The organism is Rhizobium sp. 11_C7_N12_5 (assembly GCF_051811145.1).
Lineage (GTDB): Bacteria > Pseudomonadota > Alphaproteobacteria > Rhizobiales > Rhizobiaceae > Rhizobium > Rhizobium lusitanum.
This window is the reverse complement of the sequence record NZ_JBPWPY010000001.1, coordinates 2,783,679-2,798,404: the sequence shown is the minus strand read 5'-3', so window position 1 is coordinate 2,798,404 and position 14,726 is coordinate 2,783,679. Positions and strand designations below refer to the sequence as shown.

General features: G+C 61.4%; 14 protein-coding genes. 9 read left to right on the top strand and 5 right to left on the bottom strand.

What is annotated here, in order from left to right:
• Positions 1-48: 48 nt before the first annotated feature.
• From AB8B29_RS13775 to AB8B29_RS13760, 4 genes are all read right to left on the bottom strand, one after another.
• Entirely contained in the window at positions 49-759 is a 711-nt protein-coding gene (locus AB8B29_RS13775) for a copper homeostasis protein CutC (protein ID WP_047639037.1), read from the bottom strand.
• The gene (locus AB8B29_RS13770; protein ID WP_047639016.1) at positions 749-1,675 is read right to left on the bottom strand and encodes an ROK family protein; all 927 of its coding nucleotides are present in this window, start codon (positions 1,673-1,675) and stop codon (positions 749-751) included. The genes AB8B29_RS13775 and AB8B29_RS13770 overlap by 11 nt, the downstream gene beginning before the upstream one ends.
• An 87-nt stretch (positions 1,676-1,762) precedes the next feature.
• Positions 1,763-3,115, bottom strand: coding sequence for an ATP-binding protein (locus AB8B29_RS13765; RefSeq protein ID WP_092573500.1), 1,353 nt, complete (start codon positions 3,113-3,115; stop codon positions 1,763-1,765).
• Complete coding sequence (locus AB8B29_RS13760) at positions 3,112-3,771, bottom strand: response regulator (RefSeq protein ID WP_037200066.1); 660 nt, start codon at positions 3,769-3,771, stop codon at positions 3,112-3,114. Before AB8B29_RS13760 ends, AB8B29_RS13765 begins: the two co-directional genes overlap by 4 nt.
• Positions 3,772-3,997: 226 nt before the next feature.
• On the opposite strand from AB8B29_RS13760, the gene AB8B29_RS13755 reads away from it, so the two are divergent.
• The 9 genes from AB8B29_RS13755 (at position 3,998) to AB8B29_RS13715 (ending at position 13,800) form a co-directional block, all read left to right on the top strand.
• Complete coding sequence (locus AB8B29_RS13755) at positions 3,998-4,453, top strand: RbsD/FucU family protein (RefSeq protein ID WP_037200067.1); 456 nt, start codon at positions 3,998-4,000, stop codon at positions 4,451-4,453.
• A gap of 42 nt (positions 4,454-4,495) precedes the next feature.
• Entirely contained in the window at positions 4,496-5,449 is a 954-nt protein-coding gene (locus AB8B29_RS13750) for a sugar-binding transcriptional regulator (RefSeq protein ID WP_037200068.1), read from the top strand.
• 146 nt (positions 5,450-5,595) lie between these two features.
• The gene (locus AB8B29_RS13745; RefSeq protein WP_047555259.1) at positions 5,596-6,912 is read left to right on the top strand and encodes an ABC transporter substrate-binding protein; all 1,317 of its coding nucleotides are present in this window, start codon (positions 5,596-5,598) and stop codon (positions 6,910-6,912) included.
• Between the two features lie 148 nt (positions 6,913-7,060).
• Positions 7,061-7,933, top strand: a complete 873-nt coding sequence (locus AB8B29_RS13740; RefSeq protein WP_037200071.1) for a carbohydrate ABC transporter permease — start codon at positions 7,061-7,063, stop codon at positions 7,931-7,933.
• Position 7,934: 1 nt separating this feature from the next.
• Positions 7,935-8,777 (top strand): carbohydrate ABC transporter permease, encoded by an 843-nt coding sequence (locus AB8B29_RS13735; RefSeq protein WP_037200073.1) that lies wholly within the window; start codon positions 7,935-7,937, stop codon positions 8,775-8,777.
• Positions 8,778-8,788: 11 nt separating this feature from the next.
• Entirely contained in the window at positions 8,789-9,787 is a 999-nt protein-coding gene (locus AB8B29_RS13730; protein WP_037200074.1) for an ABC transporter ATP-binding protein, read from the top strand.
• Positions 9,788-9,941: 154 nt separating this feature from the next.
• Positions 9,942-11,423 (top strand): mannitol dehydrogenase family protein, encoded by a 1,482-nt coding sequence (locus AB8B29_RS13725; RefSeq protein WP_047555260.1) that lies wholly within the window; start codon positions 9,942-9,944, stop codon positions 11,421-11,423.
• 98 nt (positions 11,424-11,521) lie between these two features.
• Positions 11,522-12,196, top strand: a complete 675-nt coding sequence (locus AB8B29_RS13720) for an HAD family hydrolase (protein ID WP_037200077.1) — start codon at positions 11,522-11,524, stop codon at positions 12,194-12,196.
• Between the two features lie 20 nt (positions 12,197-12,216).
• Positions 12,217-13,800, top strand: coding sequence for an FGGY-family carbohydrate kinase (locus AB8B29_RS13715; protein WP_092573496.1), 1,584 nt, complete (start codon positions 12,217-12,219; stop codon positions 13,798-13,800).
• Between the two features lie 28 nt (positions 13,801-13,828).
• Here AB8B29_RS13715 and AB8B29_RS13710 read toward each other — a convergent pair whose 3' ends face one another.
• A complete protein-coding gene (locus AB8B29_RS13710; protein ID WP_113118572.1) occupies positions 13,829-14,680 on the bottom strand; it encodes a MurR/RpiR family transcriptional regulator in 852 nt (283 codons plus the stop codon).
• Between the last annotated feature and the right edge of the window lie 46 nt (positions 14,681-14,726).

The window sequence follows — 14,726 nt, the reverse complement described above, 5'->3', positions numbered from 1 at the left end:
ATGAACGATTGATCATTCTAATGTTTCTTTGTCAATTCATGACGTTGCTCAGGCGAAGTAGGCCTTGAGCGCCCTGACGGTCGCCGCATCGGTGTGGCGTGCGGATACCGCCGAGAATCCGAGGGTAAGCAGGTGTTCGTCCGTCTCGGCCGTGGTGACGGCGCAGGAGGAGTGCACTTCGCTGATCGGCAATCGTGGCCACAATTGACCGATCGTCGCGATGTTGACGCCCGAGCCGGGCATGATGGAGATGCGGCCGGCGGCAATAGTGATCGCCTGCTCCAGAGCGGCGACCCCTTCTGCGGCAGTCTTTGCGCCTCCCGATGTGAGGATGCGTTCGAAGCCGAGGGAAACGGCCACTTCCACGGCCTCCCCTATATCGGGGACCAGATCGAACGCGCGATGCAGCGTCGTGCCGAGACCTTCGGCATGGGCGGCGAGCGCCGCCAGCGCATCGAAATCCAGCCGTCCATCCGGCAGCGATGCGCCGAGCACGACGCCCGCGAGGCCCGTATGCCGGGCCGCATCGATATCGCGCTTCATGATGGCGAGTTCGTCGGCCGAATAGACGAAGCTGCCGGCGCGCGGGCGGATGATGGCATAGGCGGGAACGGGCATGCTGGCCGCGGCTGCCATAAGGCCGGCGCTCGGCGTCAAGCCGCCGACGGCGAGTGCGCTGCAAAGCTCGATGCGATCGCCGCCCCCCTCGACGGCTGCCATGAGGCCGGCAATGTCCTCGACGCAGACCTCAAGCAGCATGGTCGCGCTCTCCGGCATATTGCAGCCCCAGCAGGGCAGCGCCGATGAGCCCGGGCTCGAGCTTGCATTGGCTGGGCACCACCAGTGGGCGACCGAACTTGCGCAGGATTCGGGCGCGCACCGCCTCGTCCAGCCGCGCCAGCAGCGGTTCGACATTGGAGAGACCGCCGCCGACCGGAACGACGGTCGCGCCTGTTATGTTGACCGTCAGCGCGAGCGGCGAGGCGACCAGGTCGATCATGACGTCGATCGTGCGCCGTGCCTGCACGTCGTCCTTCAGCCAATGGTCGATGATTTCTTCACTGGTCAATTCCAGCCCGTGCAGCGTCTTGTGCAGGCGTTCGATGCCGCGGGCGCCGCCGACGGTATCGACACAGCCCTTCTGGCCGCAGCCGCAGGGATAGGCCGGGATGGCGACCTGCGGATCGCCGGCATGGGACGCGATGATGGGTCCGTGGCCCCATTCGCCGGCAAAGCCGCCGGCAGCGTTGACGAGACGGCCGTCGGCCACCAGACCACCGCCGACGCCGGTGCCGAGAATGGCGCCGAACACGATGCGATGACCGCGGCCGGCGCCCGACATGGCTTCCGCCATGGCGAAGCAATCGGCATCGTTGGCGATCAGGACGGGATGGCCTAGTTCGGCCTCCAGGTCTGCTGCCAGGCGTCGACCATGGATGCAGGGAATGTTGGCGCAGGTGAGTGCCTGGGTATCGGGGTCCACCACGCCGGCAATGGAAAAGGAGAGGCAATCCGGCTTCTCGCCTGCTTCGGCGATGACGGCGCGCAGAACACCCACGAATTCGGCGAAGTCGTGCTTGGGAGTGGGGCGCCGCGCCAGCGGTATAATATCCGTCATGGAGCGGGCAATGCCGCCTTTGATGGCGCTACCGCCGATGTCGAAGGAAACGATCATGAATACCGACCTGCAGGAAACATGCGGCACTTGCTCGCACCCTTTGCCGGTGTTTGCAAGATCAATCCGTGCCGGGCTGCGAAGCGGTCAGCCGGCAGGCAGCGTGATCCTGGCCTCGAAACCATCAGCTCTGCCCGTGGCGGGCGACAGCAGTTCGATGCGTCCGCCGATCTGCTCGACGATGCGTTCGACAATGGAAAGCCCGAGGCCCGAACCGGTGGCCTTCGTCTTGCCGCGCCAGAAGCGTTTCTTCAGGCCGGCCAGCTCTTCCTGCGAAAGCACATCGCCAGCGTTGACGACGCGGACCGTGCCACCGTCGACGCTGATGGTTACTTCGTCGTCGACCGGGCCGTGGATCAACGCGTTTTCGATCAGATTGCGCATGACGATGGCGAAGGCATCGATATCGACGTTTCGGATCAGTTTTTCCTTGGCTCCGGTCTCCAATAGGACGCGGCCGGCGGTGCCGGTGTCGCGGTCGTAGTCGCCGATAACGCTTTCGATGACCGCAATCAGATCGGCGGGCTTGTCGCCCGCGCCGATACCGGCCTGAGCGCGGGAGAGCTGGAGCAGCTTTTCCGCCAGCCGGGCGAGGTTGGACAGCGAGGTCTCGATGCGGCTGGCGCGTTCCGTCAACTGGCCTTGCGGCAGTTCGGCGAGCAGGCGTTGGGTCTGCGCGAGAGCGCCCGCGATCGGCGTGCGCAGTTCATGGGCGCTGTTGGCGGTGAATTCGCGCTCGGCCTCGAGGGCGAGCCGCAGACGATCGAGCAGCAGATTGACGGAGCGGGCGATCGGCTGGAGTTCGCGCGGCAGCACGTCGCTATCCAACGGCGCCATATTGCCGCTGTCCTTGGTGGCGATCTGCGATCTCAACCGGTCGATCGGCCGCAGGGAGCGGCCGACGACGAAGCCGATGGCAATGATGCTGGCGGGGATGAGGGCCAGCAAAGGCCAGAGCAGCGCGACGCCGCTTTCCCGCGAGGCTTCCCGGCGATTCTTGAAGGCATCGGCGACATGCAGGAAGACCGAGCCGTCCTGGGATGATTCCGTGTAGATGCGATATCGCGGCGTATTGTGGAAACCGATCTTCAACGGCACGTCGTAGACCGTGGCCGGCGCGTCGTGCGAATGGAGGATGACCTTGCCGTTTCCGTCGAGTACCTGATAGGTCAGATATTCGCGGTTCAGCCCCTTGTTGAGTTCCTTGAGGCTTTGCGGATCGCTAGAGGGATCGCGATTGGCAAGATCGTCGAGTACCAGCGGCATCAGCCGCTCGGCGGTTTCCTGCAACGCCCCGTCAAAGGTCTCCGAGAGTTCCTTGTTGACCACATAGACGCCGATGCCGACCGCAATCAGCCAGAAGACCACGACCGTGCCGGTGAGCGCGGCGATGAGACGCCTGGTGATGCTGGCGCGGCTAGGCCCCGTGCGCTCAGTCATCGGTCGCCCAGGCAATAGCCGACGCCGCGGGCCGTCCGAATGCGGTCCCTGCCGATCTTCTTGCGCAGACGGCTGACATAGACTTCGACCGTATTGCTCTCGATCTCGGAGCCGAAGGCGTAAAGCGCTTCCTCTATCTTGTCTTTCGACACGATGGCGCCCGGTCGTGCCACAAGCAGATCGAGCACGGCCCATTCGCGTCCGGTGAGAACGATGTCCCTGCCGTCAAGCCGGACGCGCCGCTGCGGCTGATCGATTTCGAGATCGGCGAACCGAATGGTCGGTTGTGGACTGCCGGTATAACGGCGGGCGACCGCCAGGATGCGGGCGGTGAGTTCGCCCAGATTGAACGGCTTGACGAGGTAGTCGTCCGCGCCGCTGTTCAGGCCTTCGATGCGATCGGAGATCTGGTCGCGGGCGGTGAGGATCATGACCGGGGTTTCATCCGGTCTGCGGCGCAGTCTTTTCAGAAAATCGACGCCGCTGCCATCCGGAAGTTGCAGGTCGAGCAGGATGAGGCCGTATTGCACGGCGTTGGTGACCTCTTCGGCATCGGCCAGGTTTTTAACCCAGTCGACGGCATGGGGACCTGCCGCGATATGATCGCGAACCGCGCTGCCGATCGTATCATCGTCTTCCACCAGAAGAATTCGCACCTGTGCCTCTCAGCTACTGACCGGACCTCAGTTAATGCCGGTGAACGTATCGGGTCAATAACGGCCGAAATAAGCCGTGCTGAGATGAGCGTATTCATAGCCTGATTTCCTTCCGAAAACGTTCCCGGTGCCTATGGACAGATAGGAACGCCGTAGTTACTTCTTTGCCCCGGAGAACGAGGCGGCCGCGGGAGAGCCGCCACTGGCAATCAAAGGATGCTCGATCATGCTGAAGGGAATTTCGCCGCTGTTAAATGCGGACGTGCTGTATGCGTTGAAGTCGATGGGGCACGGGGACATGCTGGTCGTTGTCGACACCAATTTTCCCGCCGAAGCCATCGCTCAGCAAACGACGTTGGGCCATCTCCTGCGCATCGACAATGTCTCGGCCGCCGACGCGGTTGCAGCGCTGCTGTCCCTGATGCCGCTCGATACGTTCATCGATGATGCGGCGACGCGCATGGAAGTGGTCGGCGCACCCGACGAGGTGCCGCAGGTCCAGCACGAGGTGCAGGCGGCGATCGACAAGGCCGAAGGCAAGCATTGGCCGTTGTCGCCTGTCGAGCGCTTCGCTTTCTACGAGCGTGCAAAGAATGCCTATTGCGTTGTTCAGACCGGCGAACGCCGCTTCTATGGTTGTTTCACCTTGACCAAGGGCGTCATCCCGCCGGAAACTGAGTGATCCGATACTCGGACAAGAGCGCTGTTTCGGTAAAGGAATGCGATGGCGAAGAAGCTGGATTCCCAGGGGCGGCTTGACGACGCGGCGCGAGCCGGGTGGCTCTACTATGTCGCCGGGCGGACACAGGACGAGATTGCGGTCGCCATGGGGATCTCCCGACAATCGGCGCAGAGACTGGTGTCGCTGGCTGTCGCGGAACGGCTGATCAAGGTGCGGCTGGATCATCCGATCGCCGCCTGCCTGGAATATGCCGCCGCGTTGCGCGAGAAATTCAATCTCCGGCATGTCGACGTGGTGCCGAGCGATCCCGACGGCACGTCTTCCACTATCGGCATCGCCCAGGCGGGCGCCGCCGAGATCGAGCGCTGGCTGCGGCGCAGCGATCCGATCGTGCTGGCGATCGGTACCGGCCGCACGCTGAAGGCCGCGGTCGATCAATTGCCTGCCATCGAATGTCTGCAGCATCGCGTGGTGTCGCTGACGGGCAATATCGGCCCGGACGGCTCGGCTGCCTATTACAACGTCATCTTCAGCATGGCCGACGTCATCAAGGCGCGGCACTTTCCGATGCCGCTGCCGGTGCTCGTGTCCTCCGCCGGGGAGCGCGAGCTGCTGCATGCGCAGGCGCTGGTGCGTTCGACGCTCGATATCAGCGCGCAGGCCGACGTGACCTTCGTCGGTATCGGCGAGATGGGCATCGAGGCGCCCCTTTGCCTCGACGGCTTTCTCGAGAAGGATGAGATGCTGGCGCTGATGAAGCGCGGCGCTGCCGGCGAGATCTGCGGCTGGGTCTTCGATGGCGAGGGGAAGCTGATGCCTGATGACGTCAACGATCGCGTCGCAAGCGCGCCCCTGCCGTCGCGCGACACCTCTTCCGTCATTGGAATCGCCAAGGGAAGACGCAAGTTCGAGGCGATCAAAGCGGCCGTCGTCGGCCGCCAAATCAACGGTTTGATTACCGATGAGGCTGTTGCCGAATTTTTGCTCAGGGCGTGAGCAAAAAATATATTCCATGAAAACAAATAGATAGGTTGTCTGCACGGCAATGCAGCAACGAATTCGCATTGACATTTTGTCGCAAGGGGTGAGTAATTGCCCACGAGCAAAGCGAATGCTCATTTTTAATCTTCTGGGAGGAAGATATGAAATTGAAAACCATATTGCTGAGCGCCTGCTCGGTCCTGATGTTTGCCGGCTTGGCGTCTGCTGAAACCCTTACAATTGCGACAGTCAACAATGGCGACATGGTCCGTATGCAGAAGCTTACGGACGATTTCAAAGCCAAGAACCCCGATATCGACCTGCAATGGGTCACCCTTGAAGAAAACGTATTGCGCCAGAAGGTTACGACCGACATCGCCACCAAGGCGGGCCAATACGACGTTCTGACGATCGGCACCTATGAAGTGCCGATCTGGAGCAAACTCGGCTGGCTCGCCCCGCTCGACAAGCTCTCCGGCGACAAGAACTATGATGTGAATGACCTGCTCCCGGCCATTCGCAGCGGCCTGACCACGGACGGCAAGCTTTACGCTGCGCCGTTCTATGGCGAAAGCTCGATGGTGATGTACCGCAAGGACCTGTTCGACAAGGCCGGCCTGAAGATGCCGGATGCGCCGACCTGGGATTTCATCGCCGATGCTGCCCGCAAGATCACCGACAAGGATCATGAAGTCTACGGCATCTGCCTCCGCGGCAAGGCCGGCTGGGGCGAGAACATGGCGTTCCTGACGGCGATGTCGAATTCGTTCGGCGCGCGCTGGTTCGACGAGAAGTGGAAGCCGCAGTTCGATCAGCCGGAGTGGAAGAACACGCTCGACTTCTACGTCAAGCTGATGAAGGACGCCGGCCCTCCGGGCGCATCGTCGAACGGCTTCAACGAAAACCTGTCGCTCTTCCAGACCGGAAAGTGCGGCATGTGGATCGACGCGACGGTTGCCGCTTCGTTCGTTTCCGACCCGAAGCAGTCGAAGGTGGCAGACAAGGTCGGCTTCGCGCTGGCTCCGGACAAGGGTCTCGGCAAGCGTGGCAACTGGCTCTGGGCATGGAACCTCGCCATCCCGGCCTCTTCGAAGAAGACCGAGGCCGCCGAGAAGTTCATCGCCTGGGCAACCAGCAAGGATTACACCAACCTTGTCGCCCAGAAGGAAGGTTGGCTGAATGCACCTCCTGGCACCCGTACGTCGCTCTATGCGAGTGCGGATTACCAGAAGGCTGCGCCTTTCGCGAAGATGACGCTCGACTCGATCAACTCTGCTGATCCGACGCATCCGACCGTCAAGCCGGTTCCCTATGTCGGCGTCCAGTTCGTGGCGATCCCCGAATTCCAGGGCATCGGCACGGCCGTCGGCCAGCAGTTCTCCGCAGCCCTTGCCGGCCAGATCTCCGTGGATCAGGCTCTCAAGGCCGCACAGCAGCTGACCAGCCGCGAAATGACGAAGGCTGGTTATCCGAAATAGAAGCTGTTGAAGGTATGGAAAGCAGTGCTCCTCTCGGGTATTGCTTTCCACCAGGCCGCCGAGCGCCCGCATTGCCCTTGGCGGCCCTTTTTATTTCAGCCGGTCCACGGCCACCTCTCCCTGCTTAAAAGATAGGTCGGTACTTGCCATGGCAACGTTGCACACCCGTTCCACCGCGCGCATCATGATGGCGCCATCGGTTCTCCTCCTCTTTGCGTGGATGATCGTCCCGCTCGTGATGACGATCTATTTCTCGACGCTGAATTACAATCTCCTGTCGCCCGGCGCGCACGACTTCGTCGGTTGGCTCAACTTCGAATACTTCTTAAGCGATCCGGCCTTCCTGAGTTCGTTGATCGTGACGCTGTTGCTCGTCGGTGGTGCGTTGCTGATTACCGTGGTCGGCGGCATAGCGCTGGCACTCCTTCTTGATCAGCCGATCTTCGGCCAGGGCATCGTGCGCATGCTGGTGCTTGCGCCCTTCTTCGTGATGCCGACGGTCGCCGCCCTCATCTGGAAGCATATGTTCATGAACCCGGTGAACGGGCTGTTGGCGCATCTCTTCCGATTGTTCGGGCTCGATCCGCTGACCTGGCTGGAGACGGTTCCGCTGCTGTCGGTCATTATCATCGTCGCCTGGCAGTGGCTTCCCTTCGCCACGCTCATCCTGCTCACCGCTTTGCAGTCGCTGGACGAAGAGCAGAAGGAAGCCGCCGAAATGGACGGCGCAGGCCCGGTTTCGAAGTTCATCTATATCACCCTGCCGCATCTGGCCCGCGCCATTACGGTCGTGATCCTGATCGAGACGATCTTCCTTCTGTCCGCCTTCGCCGAAATCCTCGTCACCACCAATGGCGGCCCGGGCACGGCGACGACCAATCTCACCTATCTGGTCTATTCGCAGATCGTGCTGTCCCAGGATGTCGGCGGCGCATCGGCGGGCGGCATCATCGCAGTCATCCTCGCCAATATCGTCGCGATCTTCCTGATGCGCGCGGTCGGCAAGAATCTGGAGGCTTAAGATGGCACGCAAAGTCACTACGCAACGCAAGGTGCTCATGTCGGTAGTCGCCTGGATCGTCGCCCTGCTCATCTTCTTCCCGATCCTGTGGACGATCCTGACGAGCTTCAAGACGGAAGGCGACGCGATCGCCTCGCCGCCGCAGTTCCTCTTCTTTCACTGGACGCTGGAGAATTATTTCGAGGTGCAGTCGCGCTCGGATTACTTCCTCCACTTCGGCAACTCGGTCATCATCGCCTTCGGCTCGACGATCCTCGGCCTCATCGTCGCCGTTCCGGCCGCCTGGGCCATGGCATTTTCGCCGACCAAGCGGACCAAGGACGTTTTGATGTGGATGCTGTCGACGAAGATGATGCCGCCGGTCGGCGCCTTCATCCCGATCTATCTGCTGTTCCAAGGTTTCGGGCTGCTCAACAATCAGTTCGCCAGCCGGGTGGGTATGGTGGTCGTGCTGATGCTGATCAATCTGCCGATCATCGTCTGGATGCTCTACACCTACTTCAAGGAGATCCCCGGCGAGATCCTCGAAGCCGCCCGCATGGACGGCGCGACGCTGGCAAAGGAGATCATCTACGTGCTGACGCCGATGGCGATCCCCGGCCTTGCCTCGACGATGTTGCTCAACATCATCCTCGCCTGGAACGAAGCCTTCTGGACGCTCAACCTGTCCGCCGTCGACGCGGCGCCGCTGAGCACCTTCATCGCCTCCTATTCCAGCCCGGAGGGCCTGTTCTATGCCAAGCTTTCGGCGGCATCGACCATGGCGATCGCCCCGATCCTCATCCTCGGCTGGTTTAGTCAAAAACAACTCGTTCGCGGCCTTACCTTCGGCGCGGTTAAGTAAGGGAGAGAAACATGGGTAGCATTGTCCTTAAGAAGGTTTCTAAGGTCTTTGGCGAAGCCAAGGTCATCCCTTCCATCGACCTCGAAATCAGCAATGGCGAGTTCGTGGTGTTCGTCGGCCCGTCGGGTTGCGGCAAATCTACGCTGCTGCGTCTGATCGCCGGCCTCGAAGACGTCTCCGGCGGACAGATCCTGATCGACGGCAAGGACGGCACCAATCTGAAGCCGTCCGACCGAGGGTTGGCCATGGTGTTCCAGTCCTATGCGCTCTATCCCCATATGAGCGTACGCAAGAACATCGCCTTTCCGCTGAAGATGGCGAACCTGCCGCAGGCGGAGATCGACAGGAAGGTGTCAGACGCAGCACGCGTCCTCAACCTGACCGATTATCTGGAGCGAAAGCCTCGCCAGCTCTCTGGCGGCCAGCGTCAGCGCGTCGCCATCGGCCGGGCCATCGTGCGCCAGCCGGCAGCCTTCCTGTTCGACGAACCCTTGTCGAACCTGGACGCGGCGCTGCGCGTCAACATGCGCCTCGAGATCAGCGAGCTGCATCAGCAGCTGAAGACGACGATGGTCTATGTGACGCACGATCAGGTGGAAGCCATGACCATGGCCGACAAGATCGTCGTGCTCAACCGCGGCAACATCGAGCAGGTGGGCTCGCCGCTGGAGCTCTATAAGAGACCGCGCAATCTCTTCGTCGCCGGCTTCATCGGCTCGCCGAAGATGAATTTCGTCAAGGGCGCCTATGCGCAGAGTCTTGGCGGCGACACGATCGGCGTTCGGCCGGAGCATGTCCTGCTGTCGACCACCTCGGGCGACTGGCAGGGCAAGGTAACCGTCGCCGAGCACCTTGGTTCCGACACGTTCCTGCATATCGACGTCGACGGGATCGGTGTCATGACGGCACGCGGTTCCGGCGATTTCCCGGCCCGCGCCGGAGATACCGTCTATCTGACGCCGGACAAGTCGCAGATTCACCGGTTCAATGCCGAGGGATTGTCGATCTGAGCCCCGCGCCAACGCCGTGCTCGCCGCAGGCGCTCGGCAAATGCAATCTGTCCCGGTCCGCATCCATCGATATCAGCGGGCCGGGAAGCATACCAGCCGGAGCGGTCCTCCCAAGCCGCCCGGAGCCAGAGACCTTTCCAGAAGGACTAGAGACATGACGTGCAAACTATCGCTCGCAACTCTCCAGGAGGCGGCCGCAACAGCCGCCATTCCCGCATATGATCCGAAGTCGCTGTCGGCGGGCATCGTGCATTTCGGTGTCGGTAATTTCCATCGCGCGCATCAGGCAATCTATCTCGACGACCTGTTCAACGCCGGCCACGACCATGACTGGGCGATCGTCGGCGCGGGCGTGCTGCCGTCCGATGCCGCCATGCGGGAGAAGCTCGCCGCCCAGGACTTTCTGACGACCGTCGTCGAGCAGGACAACAACCGCACGGCTGCCCGCGTCACCGCGCCCATGATCGGCATCCTGCCGGTCGGCGATGCCAAGACGATCATCGCCAAGCTTGCCGATCCCCCCATCCGCATTGTCTCGATGACGATCACCGAGGGCGGCTATTTCATCGATGCCTCGGGCAAGTTCAATCCGGCCCATCCGGCGATCGTCGCCGACGGGCAGAACCCGGATGCGCCTAAGACAGTGTTCGGCCTTATTGTCGCCGGCCTCAAGGCGCGCCGCGCTGCCGGTCTGCAGCCGTTCACCGTCATGTCCTGCGACAATATCCCCCATAATGGCGGCGTCACCAAAGCCGCCGTCATCGGTACGGCGCGGCTTTCCGATCCGGCCTTTGCCGACTGGATCGCCGAAAATGTCGCCTTCCCGAACGGCATGGTCGACCGCATCACGCCGGCGACCGGCACGCGCGAGATCGATCTGCTCAAGGATGTCTTCGATATTGAGGACAATTGGCCCGTCTATTGCGAGGAATTCAAGCAGTGGGTGCTGGAAGACAATTTTCCGGCAGGCCGCCCGGCGCTTGAGAAGGTCGGCGTCACCTTCGTTCCGGATGTCACGCCCTATGAGCACATGAAGATCCGCATCCTCAATGGCGGTCATGCGGCCATCGCCTATCCGGCGGCACTGATGGACGTGCATTTCGTGCATGAGGCGATGGAGGAACCGTTGATCCGCGCCTATCTCGCCAAGCTCGAGAATGACGAGATCATCCCCGTCATTCCGCCGGTGCCGAACACGGTGCTCGCGGATTACTTCAAGCTGATCGAGCGGCGCTTCTCCAATCCGAAGATCGCCGACACCATTCCGCGTCTGGCGCAGGACGGCTCCAACCGCCAGCCGAAGTTCATCCTGCCGTCCACGGCAGACCGCCTCGCCCGCGGCGAGGATGTCGTCGGTCTCGCGCTGGTCTCCGCCCTGTGGTGCCGATATTTCGCCGGCAAGACCGACAGCGGCCAGGACATCGTCTTCAACGATGCCAGCGCCGACCGGCTGCACGAAGCCGCTTTGAAGGCAAAGGACGATCCGGATGCCTTCCTCGTGTTCGACGATATCTTCGGAACCGTCGCCAAATCCGATCTCTTCCGCAAGCGCTTCGCGCATGCCCTAAAAACGCTGTGGGAAAAGGGTACCCGCGTCACCCTGCAGCTATACCTGGACAACAAACTCGCGGAATAACTTTTGAACGGTCGGAGTTCTCCTGCTCCGGCCGTTTTTCATTGTCATGTCGATATTAGGGTCGGCGGGACAGCAACAGAATTCGGGTTGGATCTACGATGACCGATGCGAAGAAGGGACTCGTAATCTTCGATTGCGATGGCGTGCTTGTCGATAGCGAGCCGCTGTCGGTCAGCGTGCTCATCCGGGCGATGCACGATGTCGGTGTGGATATGAGCGAGGAGGATGTCTACAGCCGCTTTCTCGGCAAGAGCCTCGCGACGCTCGTCGACACGCTGCAGACGGAATTCGACGTTTTCATCGACCAGATTTTCCTCGATCGCATCCGCAACGATCTCTACGAGCGCTTCAAGCACGAGCTGAAGCCGATCGACGGCATTGGGGCAACGCTGGATGCACTGACGCTTCCCCGTTGCGTCGCGTCTTCGAGCCAGCTGGAACGTATCCGGCTCTCGCTCGGGGTGACCGGCCTTTTGCAGCGGCTGGAGCCGAACATCTTCAGCGCCAGCATGGTCAAGCGGGGCAAGCCCGCACCCGATCTTTTCCTCTTTGCCGCCAAACGGATGGGGGTCGCTCCAGGAGATTGCATCGTCATCGAAGACAGTCCGGCGGGGATCACGGCGGCGCGGGCGGCGGGCATGACGGTCTTCGCGTTTACCGGTGGTTCGCATGCTCATTCACCAAGTTATCGCGCGGAACTGGAGCAGCTTTCTCCGGAAGTCGTGTTTGACGCGATGCCGGATTTGATACAACTTGTCCGCAACAAGAGATAAGTGGTCGGGACCTCTTTTGCATGCGTGATCACGTGGTTGCGGTCGATATCGGCACAGGCAGCGCACGCGCCGGTGTCTTCACGGCGAACGGCTCACTGCTGGGAAAAAGCGAATTTCCGATCCTGATGAATCGCCCGCGTGAAAACCACGCCGAGCATGATTCCGAGGACATTTGGGCCGCCGTCTGCGCGGCCGTTCGTAGTGCGGTGAAGGTCTCCGGTGTCGATGCATCCGCTATCGGCGCGATCGGATTCGATGCTACCTGTTCGCTGGTCGTGCGCGACAGGCAGGGCAGGCAGTTGACGGTTTCCACAGGAGGCGAGGCCCGTTTCGATACCCTCGTCTGGCTCGATCACCGGGCGCTTGCCGAAGCGGATTACTGCACGGCGACGAGGCACGAGGTTCTCGACTATTCCGGCGAGTTCATGTCGCCGGAAATGGAAATGCCGAAGCTGATGTGGCTGAAAGAGAACCTGCCGGAAAGCTGGGTGCAGGCCGGCTATTTCTTCGATCTCGCGGATTTCATGACCTGGAAGGCAACGGGATCGCCAGCGCGCTCGCGCTGCACGCTCGTGGCGAAATGGAACTATCTCGCCCATCGCCAACCGGGCTGGCAGGCAGATTTCCTGAACGTGATCGGCCTCGGCGACCTGCGCGAGCGCGGCGGCCTGCCCGAAGAGAGCGTTCCCGTCGGAAAGAGCATGGGAACGTTGACGGCGGAGGCCGCCGAAGCGCTGGGGCTCGATCGCGCCTGCCATGTTGGCGCCGGCATGATCGACGCCTATGCGGGTGCGCTCGGCGCGCTCAGTGGGCATGCCGGGGATCCCGGCACTCTGGAACGCCAGCTGGCGCTCATCGCCGGAACGTCGAGCTGCATCGTCTCCCTCGCGCGCGAACGAAAGCGTAGCACCGGCATGTGGGGTCCTTATTACGAGGCCGTCTTTCCAGGCATGTGGCTTGCCGAAGCCGGGCAATCGGCAACGGGCGCGCTGCTCGACCATATCGTCAGCATGCACGCGGCGGGCGGCCAGCCGACGGCGGCATTGCATGACCGTATCGTCAAGAGGATCGCGGAGCTTCGGCTTGCCGAGGGCGAATCCCTCGGCGGGCGCATCCATGTGCTACCCGATTTTCATGGCAATCGGTCACCGCTAGCCGATCCGCACGCGATGGGCGTTATCAGCGGTATGACGCTTGACGCCTCCTTCGATGGCCTTTGCCGGCTCTATTGGCGTACCAGCATCGGCATAGCGCTCGGTATCCGCCATATCCTCGACAGGATGCGCGACTATGGCTACGTGCATGACACGCTGCATGTCGCAGGCGGCCATGTGAAGAACTCGGTGCTCATGGAGCTCTATTCCGACGTCACCGGCTGCAGGGTCGTCGTTCCAAAAATGAACGAGGCGGTGCTGCTCGGGACCGCAATCGCCGCTTCCGTTTCCTGTGGTCTTCATGAAAGCCTGGCTGTTGCTGGCGCCGCTATGTATCCGGGCGGTTACGAACGTCTGCCTGACACCGGCAAGAAGGCGCTTTACGATCGCGAATACAGGCGCTTCCTTGCCATGTATCGGCATCGGGCCGAACTGGACGCGATGGAATAGGCGGGTCGGCTTGCCGCGAGGGCGTCCGCTACCGCAGCGGTGCATAGGCAAACATGCCTTGCAGCTCTTCGATCCGGCGAATTCTGGTTTCCGCGGTTTCGCCGGCGGCTTGGATGACGGCTATGGCCAGGAATTCCAGCAGCGACATCATGGCCGAGAGATTCTCGCGGCTATTGGCCCGTTGAGGCGGCAGCGAAAGCGTGATGTTTGCGAATTCATGCGCCCATTCCGTGAATTGGCCGGTTGCCAGCAACACCTTGTGTCCGGCGCGACGAGCGGAACGTGCCAACAGCCGCGATGCGACGAAGCGCGGCGAATCGATGACGATGAGCAGCTCGTCTTGGGACTGCCCGCCCAGCAGCTCGACATAGCTGCCGTTGGCCCCGTCGAGGAAGAGCACATGATCGCGGGCAAATGTCAGGCGGTCGCAGAAACGGCGCCCGAGACCTGCGAGGCTGGGATGGGCGGTGATGAAGACATTCCCGGATGAAAGGATCGTTGTCACCGCTTCCAGCCATTGCGGCTGGTTGGCGAGATTGTAGATATGCTGCAGCATCTCGACCTGTTCGGCGATCTGGGTTGCGAGCGGGCGACCCTCGCTGGCGTCCTTCTGAAGCTGCTCCAGAATGTTAGGCAAGTGTAACGTAACCGGGGCCAGGTTGTCTTTCAGATGGACCTTTATTCCATCCAGTCCGTGATAGCCGAGAGATCGCAGGAAACGCCCAACTGTCATCGGGCTCAATTCCAGTCTATCGGCCACGGAGGAGGCCGTCTCGAAGGGCAGTTCATTCAGGTGCTCAGAGAAATACTTGGCAATACGTCGCTCGGCCGGTGTGCCAACCTTTATATATTCCCTAAGTTTCTGGCTAAGGTCTTCCAAATTTTGCGCCTCGCTGACGGTCTTTCCGATGTCTGGTCGCACCAAC

Excerpts from the sequence above, each read along its gene's own strand:
- AB8B29_RS13775 (WP_047639037.1), bottom strand. The coding sequence starts at position 759 with ATGCTGCTTGAGGTCTGCGTCGAGGACATTGCCGGCCTCATGGCAGCC.
- AB8B29_RS13770 (WP_047639016.1), bottom strand. The coding sequence starts at position 1,675 with ATGATCGTTTCCTTCGACATCGGCGGTAGCGCCATCAAAGGCGGCATT.
- AB8B29_RS13765 (WP_092573500.1), bottom strand. The coding sequence starts at position 3,115 with ATGACTGAGCGCACGGGGCCTAGCCGCGCCAGCATCACCAGGCGTCTC.
- AB8B29_RS13755 (WP_037200067.1), top strand. The coding sequence starts at position 3,998 with ATGCTGAAGGGAATTTCGCCGCTGTTAAATGCGGACGTGCTGTATGCG.
- AB8B29_RS13750 (WP_037200068.1), top strand. The coding sequence starts at position 4,496 with ATGGCGAAGAAGCTGGATTCCCAGGGGCGGCTTGACGACGCGGCGCGA.
- AB8B29_RS13745 (WP_047555259.1), top strand. The coding sequence starts at position 5,596 with ATGAAATTGAAAACCATATTGCTGAGCGCCTGCTCGGTCCTGATGTTT.
- AB8B29_RS13740 (WP_037200071.1), top strand. The coding sequence starts at position 7,061 with ATGGCAACGTTGCACACCCGTTCCACCGCGCGCATCATGATGGCGCCA.
- AB8B29_RS13735 (WP_037200073.1), top strand. The coding sequence starts at position 7,935 with ATGGCACGCAAAGTCACTACGCAACGCAAGGTGCTCATGTCGGTAGTC.
- AB8B29_RS13730 (WP_037200074.1), top strand. The coding sequence starts at position 8,789 with ATGGGTAGCATTGTCCTTAAGAAGGTTTCTAAGGTCTTTGGCGAAGCC.
- AB8B29_RS13725 (WP_047555260.1), top strand. The coding sequence starts at position 9,942 with ATGACGTGCAAACTATCGCTCGCAACTCTCCAGGAGGCGGCCGCAACA.
- AB8B29_RS13720 (WP_037200077.1), top strand. The coding sequence starts at position 11,522 with ATGACCGATGCGAAGAAGGGACTCGTAATCTTCGATTGCGATGGCGTG.
- AB8B29_RS13715 (WP_092573496.1), top strand. The coding sequence starts at position 12,217 with ATGCGTGATCACGTGGTTGCGGTCGATATCGGCACAGGCAGCGCACGC.